Consider the following 16,720-nt stretch of genomic DNA (forward strand, 5'->3'; position numbering starts at 1 on the left):
AGACGAAAGGTACATAGACATGGCCTATATCATAATTGCCGGAAGTGACGGTTCGGTTAACAACTGCGTCACATCGCCCGGACACACTGGCTGCGTCTCTGCATTGTTGCGGTGACGAACAGGAGTCCAGCATGAACCATCCATTTCAAGCCGTATCCGCAGCGACCGTACTCCCGGCGTTGTGCGCCGAGGCGCTGGAAGTTACTTACTCCGGCGGTGTCCGGGCATTGCAGCGCACATCCTGTACTTTCGGCGAAGGTGAATTCACCGTCCTGCTCGGTTCATCGGGAGCGGGCAAGTCGACCTTGCTGCGTTGCCTTAACGGTCTGGTGCGGCCGAGCGCCGGCCGCGTGATTGTCGGGGGAGATGAAGATATCGCCGACCGTCGTATCCTGCGCAGACATCGCCAGCAAACCGGCATGGTGTTCCAACAGCACCATCTGATCGGTCGCATGTCAGTGCTGGCCAATGTGCTGATGGGTCGTCTCGGCTATCACGCTTCGCTGCGGACCTTGCTGCCCTGGTCGCGGCAGGAAAAGGAACTGGCGCTTGCCGCGATTGACCGTGTCGGCCTAATCGATCAGGCGCTCAAACGAGCTGATCAGCTTTCCGGAGGGCAACAGCAACGCGTCGGCATGGCACGTGCGCTGGTGCAGGCGCCGCGCACCCTGCTTGCCGACGAACCAGTGGCAAGCCTTGACCCGGCTACCGCTGTGCGACTGCTGGAACTTATGCACGACATCTGTAAAAGCGACGGCCTCACCGCCGTGGTGAGCCTGCACCAGGTCGAATTCGCGCGCCGCTTCGCCGACCGCATCCTCGGCCTTTCCGGTGGTGTGGTGATCTTCGATGGCACCCCCGGACAACTCAGCGACGATGTCGTCGCACGCCTGTACGGCACCCCTTCAGCGCCGCCCGGGAAAAAAGTTCGTTCCGCCGCCCTGCCGCCCTTTCCCAATTGCCAACCAGAAGGAGTTCCCTCATGAAACGCCGCACCCTGCTTGCCGCACTGACCGCTCTTGCCGCCGCTATCACTCTGCCTCTTTACGCCAATGCTCAGGGTCTTGACCCCGCCAAACTGCGCGTCGCACTGCTGCCCGATGAGAACGCGGCGACCCTGATCCAGAATGCACAGCCGCTGAAGCGCCATCTCGAAGCCAAGCTGAAAAAGGAAATCGAGATCATCGTCACCACCGACTATTCGTCGATGATCGAGGCGATGCGTTTCGGCCGCATTGAGGTGGCATATTTCGGGCCGTTCTCCTACGTGCTTGCCAAGTCGCGGGCGAAGGAGATCGAGCCCTTCGCGGTTGGTGTCGAGAAGGGCGCGCCGAACTATAAGGCCATACTGATCGCCACAGCGGATGGACCGGTGAAGCGCATTGATGACATCCGCGGCAAGCCGTTCGGCTTCGGTGATCAGGCGTCCACATCGAGCCATCTCGCGCCGCGCGCGCATTTGCTCAAGAAGGGGCTGGAAGGCGACAAGGACTACAAGGTGGTGCACCTCGGCACGCATGATGCGGTGGCGCGTGCGGTGCAAGCCGGGCAAATACCTGCCGGCGCCTTGTCCGAGCCGATCTATCGCTCGCTGATCGAGCGCAAGATCATCGACCCGGCGAAAGTGATCACGATCGACCTGACTGAGTCGATCCCCAACTACCCGATAACCATGCAGGGCAACCTCGCGCCTCAACTTAAGCAGGCGATTCGTGATGCCTTCATCGACGTCAAGGACAAGGAAGTACTCAAGGCCTTCCGTGTTGAGGGATTTGCCCCTACCGATGACAAGGCCTACGACGTGTTGCGCGAAATGGCGACCATCCTCAAGATGGATTTGTCGAAATGAACGAAGCCTCTGCCCGTTACGGCGTCATTCTCGATGCCGCCCGACGCGAGGCTTGGCGTCACGCGCAACTGGTGGCGGGTATCTTGCTTGTCTGCATCGTTGCCCTAGCGATCACCGGATTCTTCGATGCCACCCGTTTCATGGAGGCTGGCCCGGCGATCGCGCAACTAGGCTCGGAAATGGTGCCGCCAGACTTCGAGCGCTGGCGTCACTGGTTGCGTCCGCTGCTTGATACGCTGGCAATGTCAATTGCCGGTACGGTGCTCGCGGTGCTGCTATCGCTGCCGCTCGCGGTGCTGGCGGCGCCCAACACCGGACCCAACTGGTTGGCCAGCCGGGTCGCTCGCATTCTGCTGGCAGCGATGCGTTCAGTGCCGGAGATCATCCTAGGCATTCTCTTCGTTGCCGCAGTGGGGTTCGGTGCATTGCCCGGTGTACTGGCGCTGGCGCTCCATTCGACCGGCATGGTGGCGAAGTTCTATGCCGAGGCGATCGAGCACGTGGACCCCAAGCCTTTGGAAGCGGCGCGGGCGGCTGGCGCCGGACAATTTCAGGTAATTACCCATGCGGTGTTGCCACAGGTTCTGCCGCAACTGGCTGACATCACCATCTATCGCTGGGAATATCACTTTCGGGCCTCCGCTGTGCTCGGAATCGTCGGCGCCGGAGGTATCGGCTTCGAACTGATGGCTGCGTTGCGTCTAATCCAGTACGACCAAGTTGCCGCCATCCTGCTTACCATTCTTGCCTGCGTCGTTGTGGTCGATGGCATCGGCGCCCACCTTCGAAACAAACTCAAATGAATACACCTTCCACCGCGCCGAAAATTCTCGTCACCAATCCGATTCATGCCGAGGTCCAGGCACGACTGCAGCGCGTCGGCATTGTCGAGATGAACCACGATACCGAGCCCTGGACGCAACAGCAACTTGTCATGCGCGCGAAGGACGCCGACGCGATCATGGGTTTCATGACCGACAGCGTAGATGCCGGGCTGTTGGCCAAAGCGCCGCGCTTGCGTGTGCTTGCCTGTGCCTTGAAAGGTTACGACAATTACGATGTGGACGCCTGTACCCGAGCCGGCGTGTGGGTAAGCATCGTGCCGGATCTGCTGACCGAGCCCACCGCAGAGTTGGCAGTCGGCCTCGCCATTTCATTGGCGCGTAACATGGTGTCGGGCGACGCGCAGGTGCGCCGCGGAGAGTTTCAAGGCTGGCGCCCACGCCTGTACGGTACCGGCTTGGCGGGGGCAACAGTGGCCATTGTCGGCCTCGGGTGTGTCGGGCAGGCGATCATAGCGCGCCTTGCCGGTTTCGGTTGCGCACGTCTGGTCGGCATTGATCCGGTGCAGAAACTGCCCGGGCTGGAGTCTCTGGTGCTTGAGGAGGCGCTTACCGTGGCGGATTTTGTATTCGTCGCAGCCCCCCTGACCACGAGTTCATTTCATATGGTCGATGCGCGTGCGCTGGCGCATTGCAAACCAGGGCAATTCATCATCAACGTTGGTCGTGGCTCTGTAGTCGATGAAGAGGCAATTGCCGCCGCCCTTGAGACAGGCAGCCTTGGCGGCTATGCCGCCGATGTGTTCGCCTGCGAGGATTGGGGTCTGGCGCAGCGGCCGGCGGTGGTGCCTGTCCGTTTATGCGCTCAAGCCAATACACTGCTGACGCCGCACCTAGGGTCTGCGGTGCGCGATGTCCGCCTTGCCATAGAACACCGTGCCGCAGACAACATCATCGCTGTGCTGGAAGGGCATGAACCTGCCGATGCCATCAATTGCCCGGAGTTTCATCGCGGATGCGGGGATGATCCGGTGCTGTGGAATACGTCTAGAGGTGGGTACGGATTGCGTCGATAGCCTGCGGCGTCCAGATGGAAGTAGTCGGCGTTCCTGATAGCTGGTTCTAAACTCAGCCAAGTGGGGGGTGGAGAGCTCCCACCGTGCCGTCAGCGCCGACTTTCCTCGCGATAACGAAACCTGCCTCTTCTTTCATCCGGCACATCTCCAAGTGCAGCGGTCGTTCAGATGGCGGCATCGTGGAAGCAGTGTGCGGCAGCTCATAGCCGGGTGTGTAAGATCACGAACGGCTGCTTCCAGGCAGCGAAACTTGCGGAAGGCCGCCTTGCCTGAGCGGCGGCTTGCGGGAAGTCTGGATGCCCGGTTTGGGTCGGAAGTGTGAATTCGCCAAATCGGCAAGCTGCCGTTGAACTTTTAGTGGCGCGAACAGCTAGCAGGTTGTTGATTTAGCCAGATCCGAGCACTGGCAAGGCTTTCCCGGACGTTACAATACGATCTGCATTTCCACTCCAATTGTTCCAATGCGCGGCACCGACCATAAACAGAGCCCCCTGTTCGGCTACGTCAATCTCGAGGATCGAATTCCCCGAGACCATCCGCTGCGTCGCGTGAAGGTGCTCGCCGATCTGGTTTTGCGTTCGATGTCTACGCATTTCGATGCGCTCTATGCCGAAGGCGGACGTCCCTCGATTGCGCCGGAACGATTGCTGCGGGCCTCGCTGCTGCAATGCTTGTTTTCGATCCGCTCGGAACGCGCGCTGGTCGAACATATCGACTTCAACATGATGTACCGCTGGTTCGTCGGGCTGACGCTGGACGAGGCGATCTGGGATCACTCGACGTTCTCGGCCAACCGCGAGCGCCTGCTCAAGGAGAGCGTGATGCGCGAGTTCTTCGGCGGCGTGGTCGCGATCGCCGAATGGGCCGAATTGGTGTCCGATGAGCATTTCAGCGTCGACGGCTCGCTGCTGCGGGCGTGGGCGTCGCACAAGAGCATGGCCGCGCGCGACGGCTCGGATGAGCCATCCGGACCGGATCAGGGGCGCAACCCCGAGGTCGATTTTCGGGGCAAGAAACGCTCGAACGCAACGCACGTTTCGCGCACCGACCCCGAGTCCTTGTTGGCGAGCAAGGGCGCCGGCATGGCGTTTCTGAGCTACACCACGCATGCACTGGCCGAGAACCGGCACGGACTGATCGTCGATGTGCACACGACCCCAGCCACCGGTACCGCCGAACGTGAGGCCGCGCTGGTGATGGTCAAGCGCAGCGTCAAGCCGGCGAGCTGGGGTCGCAAACCCACCGTGGCTGCGGATCGGGGTTACGACACGGCCGAATTCGTGGGCGCCCTGACGGCACTGGGCATCGCCCCGCATGTGGCCGCCAAGATCAAGGGCAGTGCAGTGCCGGAGTGCGTCAAGGCCACCGAAGGCTACGCGGTCAGTCTGCGTCGGCGGAAGATGATCGAGGAAGCCTTCGGCTGGGTGAAGGACATCGGCACGCTGCGCCGTTTGATGGCGCGCGGCCTGGACAAGATTCGCGCGCATGCGCTGCTCAATTTCGCCGCGTACAACCTGACGCGATTGGGCAATTTGTTGGCGTCGTAATTCGTTGGCGCTCGCGCGCCATTCGAAGTGCGGCATGGGATAGGAAACAACGTCTTTGCAGCGACGGGAGCGCTGCTGAATTGCGGTAGCGGAATCGGCTCGAAAGACGGCTGGAAAGTGCTTCATGCCAAACCACGCCGGGGTTCTTCAGAGTCTATTTTTCCCAGCCAAGCTGGAAACCGAAGGTGACGGTTCAATTTTCAACACCCTGCTAGTCAGGACTGATAGCCGTTTTAATAGTCAATCCCATCCTCACCGACGTCGCCAAAGATCCTCTGTTCATCCTCCGCCTCGACTCCCTGCCAGAAGATCACGACATCCATTCGCTGATTGGGCGCTAAGTAGATCCAGTGCTTGCAACGCGAGTCGATCAGCGAGAACAGCTCAGGATAGATGCCTTCCAAGAGGGGCGTTTCTCGCAGCTTCGCCTGAATCCCAACGTAAACGTGCAACGCCCGTTCTCGAAGATCGGGCGAGGCGATGACTTCCGACAGACCTGCCATCAGCACAGCTGCAACTAGCGCATCGAAGCTACCGAGCGCGATGAGTTGTCGAGCACTTTCATCGTCAAAGGGACGCTGACGGGGCACTTGCTCGTGTTCGCGCGGCTCCGCCTCAAACAGTAATGCCGTAACCGGCGGTTCGAGGGTGCGTAGCGCCTCCTCAAACTGCATTGCATCGAGCGGCTCCTTCTTCAGGTAGCGCCACAACGGGCTACGGAACCAGCGCGACGTGCCCGGGAATCGGGCTTGCGCCTGCTCGACAGCGTTGCGCGGTCCGGGCCGGTCATTGGGGACCCGTGTCCCTTTCTCGTAAGCGTCCCACTTCCTGGGGCGAGCGACGTCTGTGTCGCGTTTGCGGACGCGGTCCCCGTCGAGCGCCATCTCAATGGCGTATGCGGACGACAGGCCAGATATGTCCCGCAGCGCGCGAAACCAAAGTCGTGTCCGAAGGCGATCGACAGGCTGGGTGGTCGGGCGACCGCGCCCCTTTGGTCTGATGATTGTGTGCACAAGGCTTATCTGGAGTACAGAAAATCGAATTATCGGTTCGGGTGGAGAAAATGTGGACAGTCACGAACACTGCGTGACAAACGCATTGAGGTATTCGATGAACTCGCTGCCTGAACAGACCGAAGCACTGGCCCACTTGCGCAAGGAATTGCGCGAGACACTCCTGCGCCTTCACGGTCCTCTGCTGGGCGGCGAGCCCCTCGCGGCGGCACTAGGACATCGAAGCGTTGCATCACTTAGACAGGCACGGCGACGTGGTCAAGTAATGGTGCCGCTCTTCACTGTACCCAATCGCCGAGGGTGGTTTGCCTTGACGCTGGATGTCGCGGATTGGCTTTCTGCGACCCGAATGGGCGCATCCGCAGGAGGACGAATCTCTCCCAGTTAACTCGATTCTCCACCTCGTAGACGCGAACGCCCGAGGGGGCTGCCTCGGGCGTCGCGCCAGCATCGCTGCCGGTACAAGTGGGATCTTGTCCGATCAGTATGAGCTGCGCGTTCACGTTCGTCAATCATGCGACGAACTTGCGCGGACGGGGTGATTTTGTCTGGCCCGGTCAGCACCGCCGGTGCCATCCCATGAGGAGTTACCCCCTTGCGTCTGCCTATCCACCTACAGCGCGAGATCGCGCGTTTGCACTTCTACGATACCTCACAGTCCAACCGAGCCATCGCACGGTCAGTTGGTGTTTCCGCAAACACCGTGCGCGAAATGCGCCGAATTCTCAGAAAAAGCGACACCTTTGGTGCCGATCTTCATTCATTGGATGACGACGCCTGGTACGCGGTTCTGGGTACTGGCAACAAGAGCATCGCGCAACGCAAGAGAGCGCCAGATTGGGATTGGGTGCACGCCGAGATGCAGCGCCCCGACGCCACACTCGAGCAGCTGTGGCGGGAGTGGCGCAGTCAGTGCCCGGAGGGAATCGCCTACTCGCAATTCACTGCCGGTTACCGGGCGTGGGCGAAGCGACAACATATCGTGATGCGTCAGGCCCATCGCCCGGGTGAGAAGTTGTTCGTCGATTTCGCCGGCCGTACAGTCGAGATCAGGGATCGAAGCGGCGGTCCCTCGATCTATGCGCAAATCTTCGTTGCCGTGCTTGGCTACTCGAACCTGACCTACCTGCAGGCAGTCGCCTCGCAGAAAACCCCTGATTGGGTGAGATGCCATGTCGATTGCTTTGCGGCAATGGGGGGCGTGCCGGCCTGGGTTGTGCCGGACAACCTGAAGGCGGCTGTCTGGCGGCGTGAGAAGGATCGCGTCGTTATCAACCCGGCCTACCGGGAGTGCCTGCAGCACTACAACACCGCTGCACTACCAGCTCGTGTCAGGAAGGCGAAAGACAAGGCGAAGGCCGAGGTCGGTGTGCAGATCGCACAGCGTTGGGTGTTGTTCGCACTTCGCGACCGAACATTCTTTAGCCTCGATGAACTGAATGACGCCCTCAGGAGGCTCGTGGTAACGCTGAACGCTCATCCCTTCAAGAAGATGTCAGGCTCCCGCATCGAACGATTTGAGAAAACCGAGCGTTCGACTTTGAAGCGCCTGCCGCCCATTCCCTTCGAGTTATGCGATTGGCGATATGGGGTGCGGGCTGGCGACGATTACCATGTCGAACATGCGCGGAGCTTCTACTCCGTGCCGTCGGAGTTGCGCGGACAGCGTGTCGATCTGCGTTACACCGGATCGATGCTCGAGGTCATGCATCGCGGCCAGCGCGTTGCCTTGCACGCATTGGCACAATGCGAAGGCACAGTCCAGACGTTGCCTGAGCATCGTCCGATAGCGCATGTCCGCGTGCTTGAGGGCGAACCGAGGGCACTCATGCTATGGGCCGAGTCGGTAGGGGAAGGCTCGGCGGCAATGATTCGCCATCACCTGGAAAACCGATCCGATGCCGTCAATGGTCTGAAAGCAGCCCGGCGGATGCGCGATCTGGCTCGTATCCACGGCGACCAACGCTTCGAAGAGGCGTGTGCATATGCGCTATCGCTCAACATTACGGCATTGCGCAGCCTCGATTCCATTCTCAAGCAGGCACCCGACAAACGCGCCCACTCTGTCAGCGGCACGGCGCCGAGGCCAGCCCACGACAATGTGCGGGGTGCGAGCTACTTTGGAGAAAACACATGAGCGGCGTCCATCAAACCATCTCCCGCCTACGTGAATTGCGATTGACGTCGATGGCCGAAGCGTATTCGGTCCAGTTGCAGCAGCCGAAGCTTCACCAACTCTCTTTCGATGACCGATTCGGGTTGCTCGTCGAGCATGAAGCCTCTGAACGTGACTCGAAGAAATTGAAGCGGCTCGTGCGGAGTGCAGGATTCCCTGAATCCGCATCGCTCGAAGACGCCGATTACCGAGCTTCGCGAGATATCGACAAAGGGTTCATCGCCTCGCTGGCCAGTTGCGAATGGATTCGACAGCAGCTTAACTTGATCGTCCTTGGCGCAACGGGGGTCGGAAAGACATGGCTTGCATGTGCCTTCGGTTCTCAGGCTTGCCGACAGCGTTTACCCGCTACGTTCTTCCGGGCGAGCGATCTTTATCAAGAGATCGCAGTTGCCAGCCATGACGGTTCGTTGCCTAAGCTCAAGGCCGGTCTGATTAAACCGAGTTTGCTTATCATCGACGACTTCGGTCTGAGCGAGATTTCTTCGCAAGCTGCGCAGGTGTTGCTGGATGTGGTGGATCGGCGGATGCGTACCGGATCCTTGCTGATCACAAGCCAGTTCCCAACAGACCAGTGGCATGGGTTCTTCCCCGATCCGACCTTGGCAGACGCAATCCTTGACCGCGTGGTGCATCAGGCGCACCGGATTACGCTCAAGGGTGAATCCATGCGCAAGCTTCAGGCAAAGCGGAAGATGCCCCCCGCGTGATCATGTCGCTGGAACGATGAGCGTGACGTCAGCTTAGCGGTCACGGTGCCGTCCTGGTGCTCACGAGCACCGGGACGACTGATCAGTACGAATCGGAACTGGTGATCACGTCGAACTGGACTGACCGGTCACGAACGATCGGAATACGCAAGCCCGGTCCAGTCCGTCTGACGCGTGCTCACATGCGTCCAGTTCGACACGAAGCGCCCCTGCTCGAGGCGCTTGGCCCATACGCAGAACCCAGTGCGGTCCCAGTACAGCACCTTCATCTGCGTGCCGCGCCGGTTGATGAACACGAACAGCTCGCCCGACAGCGGATCGCAGCCGAGCGCCTGGCGGGTGAGCGCGTACAGGCCATCGAAGGATTTGCGCATGTCGACCGGCTGGCCATAAACATGGACCCGGACCGCGCCTTCGGGGAAGAACATCAGCCGCGCGACAGGTGAAGGATCACGCCCTCGCCCAGATCGAGTCGGAGCTCGAGGCGACCCGTGCCGCCGAGTTTGAGCGTGCCGGCGTCGACGAAGCCGATCCGCTCCATCGCCGGCGCGGCGGACTGCGTACTGGGCTCGCCCAGCAGGCTACGCCAGCGCCGGAAGCTCGACTCGCTGAGCCCCTCGCGGGTGCAGAACGGCTCGATACCCAGGCCACTCTCGGCAAACCGCGCGATGACTGCTTGCCATTCCTGACGGCTACGCCGCCGCCACTTGTTGTTGGTCGCTGTCGCCCTAGTCACTGCCGGCTCCTCCCTCATGAACATGGGAGGGATTGTTCCGCGTGGGCGCGAGCGGAAAAAGAACGCCGCTCAGTGACCGGTTACGATGCGCTGGGCCAGGACTACCTCGTCAAGGCCGGCTACCCGGCCACCGGAATGGTCCGCCTGCACCAGTTGCTCGTTGATGAGGAAACGGCTGCACCCTCGCTGCTGCGTACCATGTTCTCAACCCACCCGATGAGCCACGAGCGCATGCAGGCCGCACAGGCCGCCGCCGACAACCAGTACCGCATCAGCAACAGCCAGGACGCCCGGCGCGAACGCTTCATGGACAGCACCGCCAGCCTGCGCCGCATCCGCCCCACCATCAACGCCTGCAAGAACGGCGAAACCGCGATGGCAGCCAAGCAATACACGGTGGCCCAAGTCGAGTTCGAATCGGCAATCGCCAAGACCCCGCGCGACTACGCCAGCAACCTGCGCATGGCTCAGTGCCTGCAGGCGCAGGGCGAGACGGGCAGAGCCGGCACCTACGCCAGCGTCGCCCGCGAGATCTACCCGCAAGAGGCCCAGGCGCACAAACTCTCCGGGGTGCTCGCGCTCCAGCAACGCGATCCAGGCAGCGCCTTCGAGCACCTTGACCGTTTCGACCGCCTGCTGCCCGGCGATGCAGGCACCACTTTCCTCAAGGGCATCGCGCTAGAGGGCATTGGCAACCGCCAGGCTGCAGCTCAGCATTACCTCGCCTACCTTCGCCAGAGTCAGCAAGGCAATGCAGCGCAGTACTCCTACAGCCGGCTCAAGGCCTGGGGCGTGGTCAAGTGATGCTGCACCCGGCGGCGATCTCGCGCTGGCGAAAGCAACCCTCGACGTGGTCGTTCACCATCCCCACCGCCTGCATGAAGGCATAGCACACCGTCGGCCCCACAAAGCGGAAGCCTAGGCGCTTGAGCTCGCGGCTCATCGCTCGCGACGCGGCTGTCTCGGCGGGCACGTCGGCCAATGATCGGCGCACGTCATTGCGCGGCACCCCATCGACGAACTGCCACACCAGGGCATCGAGTGAGCCGAAGCGTTCACGCGCATCGAGCACCGCGCGCGCATTCGCAATCGCAGACGCCACCTTGAGCCGATTACGCACAATGCCCGGGTCGGCAAGCAATCGCATCACGTCGTCGTCGGTGTAACGTGCAACCCGCTCCGCGTCAAAATCGGCAAACACGCGGCGGTAATGCTCCCGCTTGCGCAGGATGGTGATCCAGCTCAACCCCGCCTGTGCCCCTTCGAGTACCAGCATCTCGAACAGGTGGCGGTCGTCGTGGCTGGGGACGCCCCACTCAGCGTCGTGATAGGCGACGTACATGGGGTCGTTGCCACACCAGGCACAGCGCTCGGTCATAGGGGTCTCCTGTGGCTCAACTACGCGTTGACGCGCCAAAGCCCTGCTTTCTTTTGAGAGCAGGGCTTTGTTTTGTGGGTTAGTCTGACGATGACCTACTTTCACGAGGGCGGACCTCACTATCATCGGCGCATGTGCGTTTCACGGTCCTGTTCGGGAAGGGAAGGGGTGGTTCCACACAGCTATGGTCGTCAGACTTTGACTTGTTCTTCAGCGTATTGAGCTGAAGCAAAGTTAGGAAGAAGTGTTGTGTGATTGTCTGGTGTGTTGATGCTTTCACCAGAGAGTCGAGTTCGTTTTGTGTTGAAGGTTATAGGATCAAGCCACACGGGCAATTAGTACCGGTTAGCTGAACGTGTTGCCACGCTTACACACCCGGCCTATCAACGTTGTGGTCTTCAACGACCCTTCAGGGGGCTCGAGGCCCCGGGGAAGTCTCATCTTGAGGCGAGTTTCCCGCTTAGATGCTTTCAGCGGTTATCTCTTCCGCACATAGCTACCCGGCGATGCGACTGGCGTCACAACCGGTACACCAGGGGTGCGTCCACTCCGGTCCTCTCGTACTAGGAGCAGGCCCTCTCAAACTTCCAGCGCCCACGGCAGATAGGGACCAAACTGTCTCACGACGTTTTAAACCCAGCTCACGTACCACTTTAAATGGCGAACAGCCATACCCTTGGGACCGGCTACAGCCCCAGGATGTGATGAGCCGACATCGAGGTGCCAAACTCCGCCGTCGATGTGAACTCTTGGGCGGAATCAGCCTGTTATCCCCAGAGTACCTTTTATCCGTTGAGCGATGGCCCTTCCATACAGAACCACCGGATCACTATGACCTGCTTTCGCACCTGCTCGTCTTGTTGGACTCGCAGTCAAGCCACCTTTTGCCATTGCACTATCAGTACGATGTCCGACCGTACCTAGGTGACCTTCGTACTCCTCCGTTACCTTTTGGGAGGAGACCGCCCCAGTCAAACTGCCCACCATGCACGGTCCCCGACCTGGATTCACAGGCCTGGGTTAGAACCTCAACGACACCAGGGTGGTATTTCAAGGTTGGCTCCACCGGAACTGGCGTCCCGGTTTCATAGCCTCCCACCTATCCTACACAAGTCCCGTCAAAGTCCAATGCAAAGCTACAGTAAAGGTTCATGGGGTCTTTCCGTCTAGCCGCGGGGAGATTGCATCTTCACAAACATTTCAACTTCGCTGAGTCTCAGGAGGAGACAGTGTGGCCATCGTTACGCCATTCGTGCAGGTCGGAACTTACCCGACAAGGAATTTCGCTACCTTAGGACCGTTATAGTTACGGCCGCCGTTTACCGGGGCTTCGATCAAGAGCTTGCACCCCATCACTTAACCTTCCGGCACCGGGCAGGCGTCACACCCTATACGTCCACTTTCGTGTTTGCAGAGTGCTGTGTTTTTAATAAACAGTCGCAGCCACCGATTCTCTGCGACCCCGTTCCGCTCCGGCCGCGAGGGCCTTCACGTACCAGGGGCATACCTTCTCCCGAAGTTACGGTATCAATTTGCCGAGTTCCTTCTCCTGAGTTCTCTCAAGCGCCTTGGTATTCTCTACCAGCCCACCTGTGTCGGTTTGCGGTACGGTCACTCTTAGACTGAAGCTTAGAGGCTTTTCCTGGAAGCCGGGTATCACTCACTTCGGATCCGAAGATCCTCGTCATCACGCCTCAGCTAAGCCACGCGGATTTGCCTACGCAGCACGCCTACACGCTTAAACCACCTATTCCAACAGATGGCTGAGCTAACCTTCTCCGTCCCCCCATCGCATCTAAGAGCGGTACAGGAATATTGACCTGTTTCCCATCGACTACGCATTTCTGCCTCGCCTTAGGGGCCGACTCACCCTGCGCCGATGAACGTTGCGCAGGAAACCTTGGGCTTACGGCGAGGGTGCTTTTCACACCCTTTATCGCTACTCATGTCAGCATTCGCACTTCCGATACCTCCAGCATCCCTTACGAGACACCTTCGCAGGCTTACGGAACGCTCCCCTACCACGTGTCAAAGACACATCCGCAGCTTCGGTTCATGGCTTGAGCCCCGTTACATCTTCCGCGCAGGACGACTCGACTAGTGAGCTATTACGCTTTCTTTAAAGGGTGGCTGCTTCTAAGCCAACCTCCTAGCTGTCTATGCCTTCCCACCTCGTTTGCCACTTAGCCATGCATTTGGGACCTTAGCTGGCGGTCTGGGTTGTTTCCCTCTTGACACCGGACGTTAGCACCCGATGTCTGTCTGCCGTATATCACTTTGCGGTATTCGGAGTTTGCTATCGCGGGGTAGATCGCAATGACCCCCCCAACGATTACAGTGCTCTACCCCCGCAAGTGTCCGTACGACGCACTACCTAAATAGTTTTCGGGGAGAACCAGCTATTTCCGGATTTGTTTAGCCTTTCACCCCTATCCACAGCTCATCCCCTAACTTTTCAACGTTAGTGGGTTCGGACCTCCAGTACCTGTTACGGCACCTTCATCCTGGCCATGGATAGATCATCCGGTTTCGGGTCTACGCCCAGCGACTAAGTCGCCCTTATCAGACTCGCTTTCGCTACGCCTCCCCTATTCGGTTAAGCTCGCCACTGAACGTAAGTCGCTGACCCATTATACAAAAGGTACGCAGTCACCCCTTACGAGGCTCCCACTGTTTGTATGCATGCGGTTTCAGGATCTATTTCACTCCCCTCCCGGGGTTCTTTTCGCCTTTCCCTCACGGTACTGGTTCACTATCGGTCGATCACGAGTATTTAGCCTTGGAGGATGGTCCCCCCATCTTCAGACAGGATTTCTCGTGTCCCGCCCTACTTGTCGCACGCTCAGACCCGCCACCGGCTTTTCGCATACGGGACTATCACCCTGTATCGTCGGACTTTCCAGACCGTTTTGCTAAGCTGATGGTTTAGTCGTGCAGGCTGCTCCGCGTTCGCTCGCCACTACTTGCGGAATCTCGGTTGATTTCTGTTCCTGCGGCTACTTAGATGTTTCAGTTCGCCGCGTTCGCCTCCTCAGACCTATGTATTCAGTCTGGGATACCCCTTGCGGGGTGGGTTTCCCCATTCGGACATCGTGGGATCAAAGCTCTATTGCCAGCTCCCCCACGCTTTTCGCAGGCTTACACGTCCTTCATCGCCTGTGATCGCCAAGGCATCCACCACATGCACTTAGTCGCTTGATCCTATAACCTTGGATCCTCTCCGATCTTGCGATCTCGAAGACCCTTCGTACAGGAACGAACTCGTTTGTGCGATCCGGCACTACGCTGACAAGCTCAGCACCGGATCAATGCAATCACACAACTTGCAGTACGCACCGGCTCGGTACGTACTACACTTCTTCCACTTTGTTAAAGAGCGAACCTCAAACAACCGACAACCGACTCGAACGGAGTCGCCCATCGATCAAGAAGTCAGACATGACGACATCGATCACCATGTCTGACTTCTCGAACGCCTACTTGCAGCACCTGCTTTCATGCCGCACGAGTTCTGGTGGAGCTGGTCGGGATCGAACCGACGACCTACGGCTTGCAAAGCCGCCGCTCTCCCAGCTGAGCTACAGCCCCCTCTCGTGTCGAGCAACCAAAAAGACTTGGTGGGTCTGGTTGGGTTCGAACCAACGACCCCCGCCTTATCAAGACGGTGCTCTAACCAGCTGAGCTACAGACCCTCTCATATGCTTCGAGGCTCTTCGCCTGAACAACCGATAAGCTGTGGATACTTGGCAGACCGTGATCTGTTCTCTTGAAAGGAGGTGATCCAGCCGCACCTTCCGATACGGCTACCTTGTTACGACTTCACCCCAGTCATGAATCTCACCGTGGTAAGCGCCCTCCCGAAGGTTAAGCTACCTACTTCTGGTGAAACCCACTCCCATGGTGTGACGGGCGGTGTGTACAAGACCCGGGAACGTATTCACCGCAGCATGCTGATCTGCGATTACTAGCGATTCCGACTTCACGTAGTCGAGTTGCAGACTACGATCCGGACTACGATCGGCTTTAAGGGATTGGCTCCACCTCGCGGCTTGGCAACCCTCTGTACCGACCATTGTATGACGTGTGAAGCCCTACCCATAAGGGCCATGAGGACTTGACGTCATCCCCACCTTCCTCCGGTTTGTCACCGGCAGTCTCACTAGAGTGCCCAACTAAATGATGGCAACTAGTGACAAGGGTTGCGCTCGTTGCGGGACTTAACCCAACATCTCACGACACGAGCTGACGACAGCCATGCAGCACCTGTGTTCTGGCTCCCGAAGGCACCCTCGCCTCTCAGCAAGGTTCCAGACATGTCAAGGGTAGGTAAGGTTTTTCGCGTTGCATCGAATTAATCCACATCATCCACCGCTTGTGCGGGTCCCCGTCAATTCCTTTGAGTTTTAACCTTGCGGCCGTACTCCCCAGGCGGTCGACTTCACGCGTTAGCTGCGTCACTCAGTGCATTGCTGCTCCGAACGACTAGTCGACATCGTTTAGGGCGTGGACTACCAGGGTATCTAATCCTGTTTGCTCCCCACGCTTTCGTGCATGAGCGTCAGTACAGGCCCAGGGGGCTGCCTTCGCCATCGGTGTTCCTCCTGATATCTACGCATTTCACTGCTACACCAGGAATTCCACCCCCCTCTGCCGTACTCTAGCCTTGCAGTCACAAACGCAGTTCCCAGGTTAAGCCCGGGGATTTCACATCTGTCTTACAAAACCGCCTGCGCACGCTTTACGCCCAGTAATTCCGATTAACGCTCGCACCCTACGTATTACCGCGGCTGCTGGCACGTAGTTAGCCGGTGCTTCTTAGTCCGGTACCGTCATCCATGGCCTATGTTAGAGACCACGATTTCTTCCCGGCCGAAAGAGCTTTACAACCCGAAGGCCTTCTTCACTCACGCGGCATGGCTGGATCAGGGTTGCCCCCATTGTCCAAAATTCCCCACTGCTGCCTCCCGTAGGAGTCTGGGCCGTGTCTCAGTCCCAGTGTGGCGGATCATCCTCTCAGACCCGCTACGGATCGTCGCCTAGGTGAGCCTTTACCTCACCTACTAGCTAATCCGACATCGGCCGCTCCAATCGCGCGAGGTCTTGCGATCCCCCGCTTTCTCCCTCAGGACGTATGCGGTATTAGCGTACCTTTCGATACGTTATCCCCCACGACATGGGCACGTTCCGATGCATTACTCACCCGTTCGCCACTCGCCGGCAGGCCGAAGCCCCCGCTGCCGTTCGACTTGCATGTGTAAAGCATGCCGCCAGCGTTCAATCTGAGCCAGGATCAAACTCTTAAGTTCAATCCAGCAAAGTACTCAAAATACTGACTTTAATCAGCATGAGCACCTAATCATTGTGAAACCAAAACGACCGAAGCCGCTTTCGACCACAACCACCAAGCACCCACACTTATCGGTTGTTCAATTTTTTAAAGAGCGACAGACATT

Annotated in this window: 12 protein-coding genes, 2 tRNA genes and 3 rRNA genes; 8 read left to right on the top strand and 9 right to left on the bottom strand. The window is 58.9% G+C overall.

Features of this window, described 5'->3' with window-relative positions:
• The first annotated feature begins 131 nt into the window (after positions 1–131).
• The 5 genes from phnC (at position 132) to LQF09_RS10950 (ending at position 5,254) form a co-directional block, all read left to right on the top strand.
• A complete protein-coding gene (phnC, locus tag LQF09_RS10930) occupies positions 132–986 on the top strand; it encodes a phosphonate ABC transporter ATP-binding protein (protein WP_270067962.1) in 855 nt (284 codons plus the stop codon).
• On the top strand, positions 983–1,849 hold the full coding sequence (phnD, locus tag LQF09_RS10935) for a phosphate/phosphite/phosphonate ABC transporter substrate-binding protein (RefSeq protein WP_270067963.1): 867 nt from the start codon (positions 983–985) through the stop codon (positions 1,847–1,849). The genes phnC and phnD overlap by 4 nt, the downstream gene beginning before the upstream one ends.
• Complete coding sequence (gene phnE / locus LQF09_RS10940) at positions 1,846–2,652, top strand: phosphonate ABC transporter, permease protein PhnE (RefSeq protein ID WP_333482865.1); 807 nt, start codon at positions 1,846–1,848, stop codon at positions 2,650–2,652. The genes phnD and phnE overlap by 4 nt, the downstream gene beginning before the upstream one ends.
• Positions 2,649–3,707, top strand: coding sequence for an NAD(P)-dependent oxidoreductase (locus LQF09_RS10945; RefSeq protein ID WP_270067964.1), 1,059 nt, complete (start codon positions 2,649–2,651; stop codon positions 3,705–3,707). The genes phnE and LQF09_RS10945 overlap by 4 nt, the downstream gene beginning before the upstream one ends.
• 461 nt (positions 3,708–4,168) lie before the next feature.
• Positions 4,169–5,254, top strand: a complete 1,086-nt coding sequence (locus LQF09_RS10950; RefSeq protein ID WP_270067965.1) for an IS5 family transposase — start codon at positions 4,169–4,171, stop codon at positions 5,252–5,254.
• A 233-nt stretch (positions 5,255–5,487) separates the two neighbouring features.
• On the opposite strand, the gene LQF09_RS10955 is transcribed toward LQF09_RS10950, so the two are convergent.
• Positions 5,488–6,138, bottom strand: coding sequence for a hypothetical protein (locus tag LQF09_RS10955; protein ID WP_002943440.1), 651 nt, complete (start codon positions 6,136–6,138; stop codon positions 5,488–5,490).
• A 724-nt stretch (positions 6,139–6,862) separates the two neighbouring features.
• On the opposite strand from LQF09_RS10955, the gene istA reads away from it, so the two are divergent.
• On the top strand, positions 6,863–8,404 hold the full coding sequence (gene istA, locus LQF09_RS10960) for an IS21 family transposase (protein ID WP_096452981.1): 1,542 nt from the start codon (positions 6,863–6,865) through the stop codon (positions 8,402–8,404).
• Complete coding sequence (gene istB, locus LQF09_RS10965) at positions 8,401–9,153, top strand: IS21-like element helper ATPase IstB (RefSeq protein WP_002943443.1); 753 nt, start codon at positions 8,401–8,403, stop codon at positions 9,151–9,153. The genes istA and istB overlap by 4 nt, the downstream gene beginning before the upstream one ends.
• A 128-nt stretch (positions 9,154–9,281) precedes the next feature.
• Here istB and tnpB read toward each other — a convergent pair whose 3' ends face one another.
• Positions 9,282–9,581, bottom strand: a complete 300-nt coding sequence (gene tnpB, locus LQF09_RS10970; RefSeq protein WP_270067966.1) for an IS66 family insertion sequence element accessory protein TnpB — start codon at positions 9,579–9,581, stop codon at positions 9,282–9,284.
• Positions 9,581–9,889, bottom strand: a complete 309-nt coding sequence (gene tnpA, locus LQF09_RS10975; protein ID WP_333482882.1) for an IS66 family insertion sequence element accessory protein TnpA — start codon at positions 9,887–9,889, stop codon at positions 9,581–9,583. Before tnpA ends, tnpB begins: the two co-directional genes overlap by 1 nt.
• 72 nt (positions 9,890–9,961) lie before the next feature.
• On the opposite strand from tnpA, the gene LQF09_RS10980 reads away from it, so the two are divergent.
• A complete protein-coding gene (locus tag LQF09_RS10980; RefSeq protein ID WP_270067968.1) occupies positions 9,962–10,693 on the top strand; it encodes a tetratricopeptide repeat protein in 732 nt (243 codons plus the stop codon).
• Here the strand turns inward: LQF09_RS10980 and LQF09_RS10985 are convergent.
• The 6 genes from LQF09_RS10985 to LQF09_RS11010 all read right to left on the bottom strand — a co-directional run bounded on the left by LQF09_RS10985 (position 10,686) and on the right by LQF09_RS11010 (position 16,573).
• The gene (locus LQF09_RS10985; RefSeq protein WP_002928932.1) at positions 10,686–11,267 is read right to left on the bottom strand and encodes a DNA-3-methyladenine glycosylase I; all 582 of its coding nucleotides are present in this window, start codon (positions 11,265–11,267) and stop codon (positions 10,686–10,688) included. The genes LQF09_RS10980 and LQF09_RS10985 overlap by 8 nt on opposite strands.
• Before the next feature lie 82 nt (positions 11,268–11,349).
• A 5S ribosomal RNA gene (rrf, locus tag LQF09_RS10990) occupies positions 11,350–11,463 on the bottom strand.
• A 118-nt stretch (positions 11,464–11,581) separates the two neighbouring features.
• A 23S ribosomal RNA gene (locus LQF09_RS10995) occupies positions 11,582–14,468 on the bottom strand.
• Positions 14,469–14,779: 311 nt separating this feature from the next.
• Positions 14,780–14,855: transfer RNA gene (locus LQF09_RS11000), tRNA-Ala, on the bottom strand.
• A 27-nt stretch (positions 14,856–14,882) separates the two neighbouring features.
• A tRNA-Ile gene (locus LQF09_RS11005) sits at positions 14,883–14,959 on the bottom strand.
• A 77-nt stretch (positions 14,960–15,036) separates the two neighbouring features.
• A 16S ribosomal RNA gene (locus LQF09_RS11010) occupies positions 15,037–16,573 on the bottom strand.
• Together the 16S, 23S and 5S rRNA genes with 2 tRNA genes alongside form the textbook arrangement of a ribosomal RNA operon.
• Positions 16,574–16,720 lie beyond the last annotated feature (147 nt).

Source organism: Thauera sp. WB-2 (genome assembly GCF_027594845.1).
GTDB lineage: Bacteria > Pseudomonadota > Gammaproteobacteria > Burkholderiales > Rhodocyclaceae > Thauera > Thauera mechernichensis.

Excerpts from the sequence above, each read along its gene's own strand:
- phnC (WP_270067962.1), top strand. The coding sequence starts at position 132 with ATGAACCATCCATTTCAAGCCGTATCCGCAGCGACCGTACTCCCGGCG.
- phnD (WP_270067963.1), top strand. The coding sequence starts at position 983 with ATGAAACGCCGCACCCTGCTTGCCGCACTGACCGCTCTTGCCGCCGCT.
- phnE (WP_333482865.1), top strand. The coding sequence starts at position 1,846 with ATGAACGAAGCCTCTGCCCGTTACGGCGTCATTCTCGATGCCGCCCGA.
- LQF09_RS10945 (WP_270067964.1), top strand. The coding sequence starts at position 2,649 with ATGAATACACCTTCCACCGCGCCGAAAATTCTCGTCACCAATCCGATT.
- LQF09_RS10950 (WP_270067965.1), top strand. The coding sequence starts at position 4,169 with ATGCGCGGCACCGACCATAAACAGAGCCCCCTGTTCGGCTACGTCAAT.
- LQF09_RS10955 (WP_002943440.1), bottom strand. The coding sequence starts at position 6,138 with ATGGCGCTCGACGGGGACCGCGTCCGCAAACGCGACACAGACGTCGCT.
- istB (WP_002943443.1), top strand. The coding sequence starts at position 8,401 with ATGAGCGGCGTCCATCAAACCATCTCCCGCCTACGTGAATTGCGATTG.
- tnpB (WP_270067966.1), bottom strand. The coding sequence starts at position 9,581 with ATGTTCTTCCCCGAAGGCGCGGTCCGGGTCCATGTTTATGGCCAGCCG.
- LQF09_RS10985 (WP_002928932.1), bottom strand. The coding sequence starts at position 11,267 with ATGACCGAGCGCTGTGCCTGGTGTGGCAACGACCCCATGTACGTCGCC.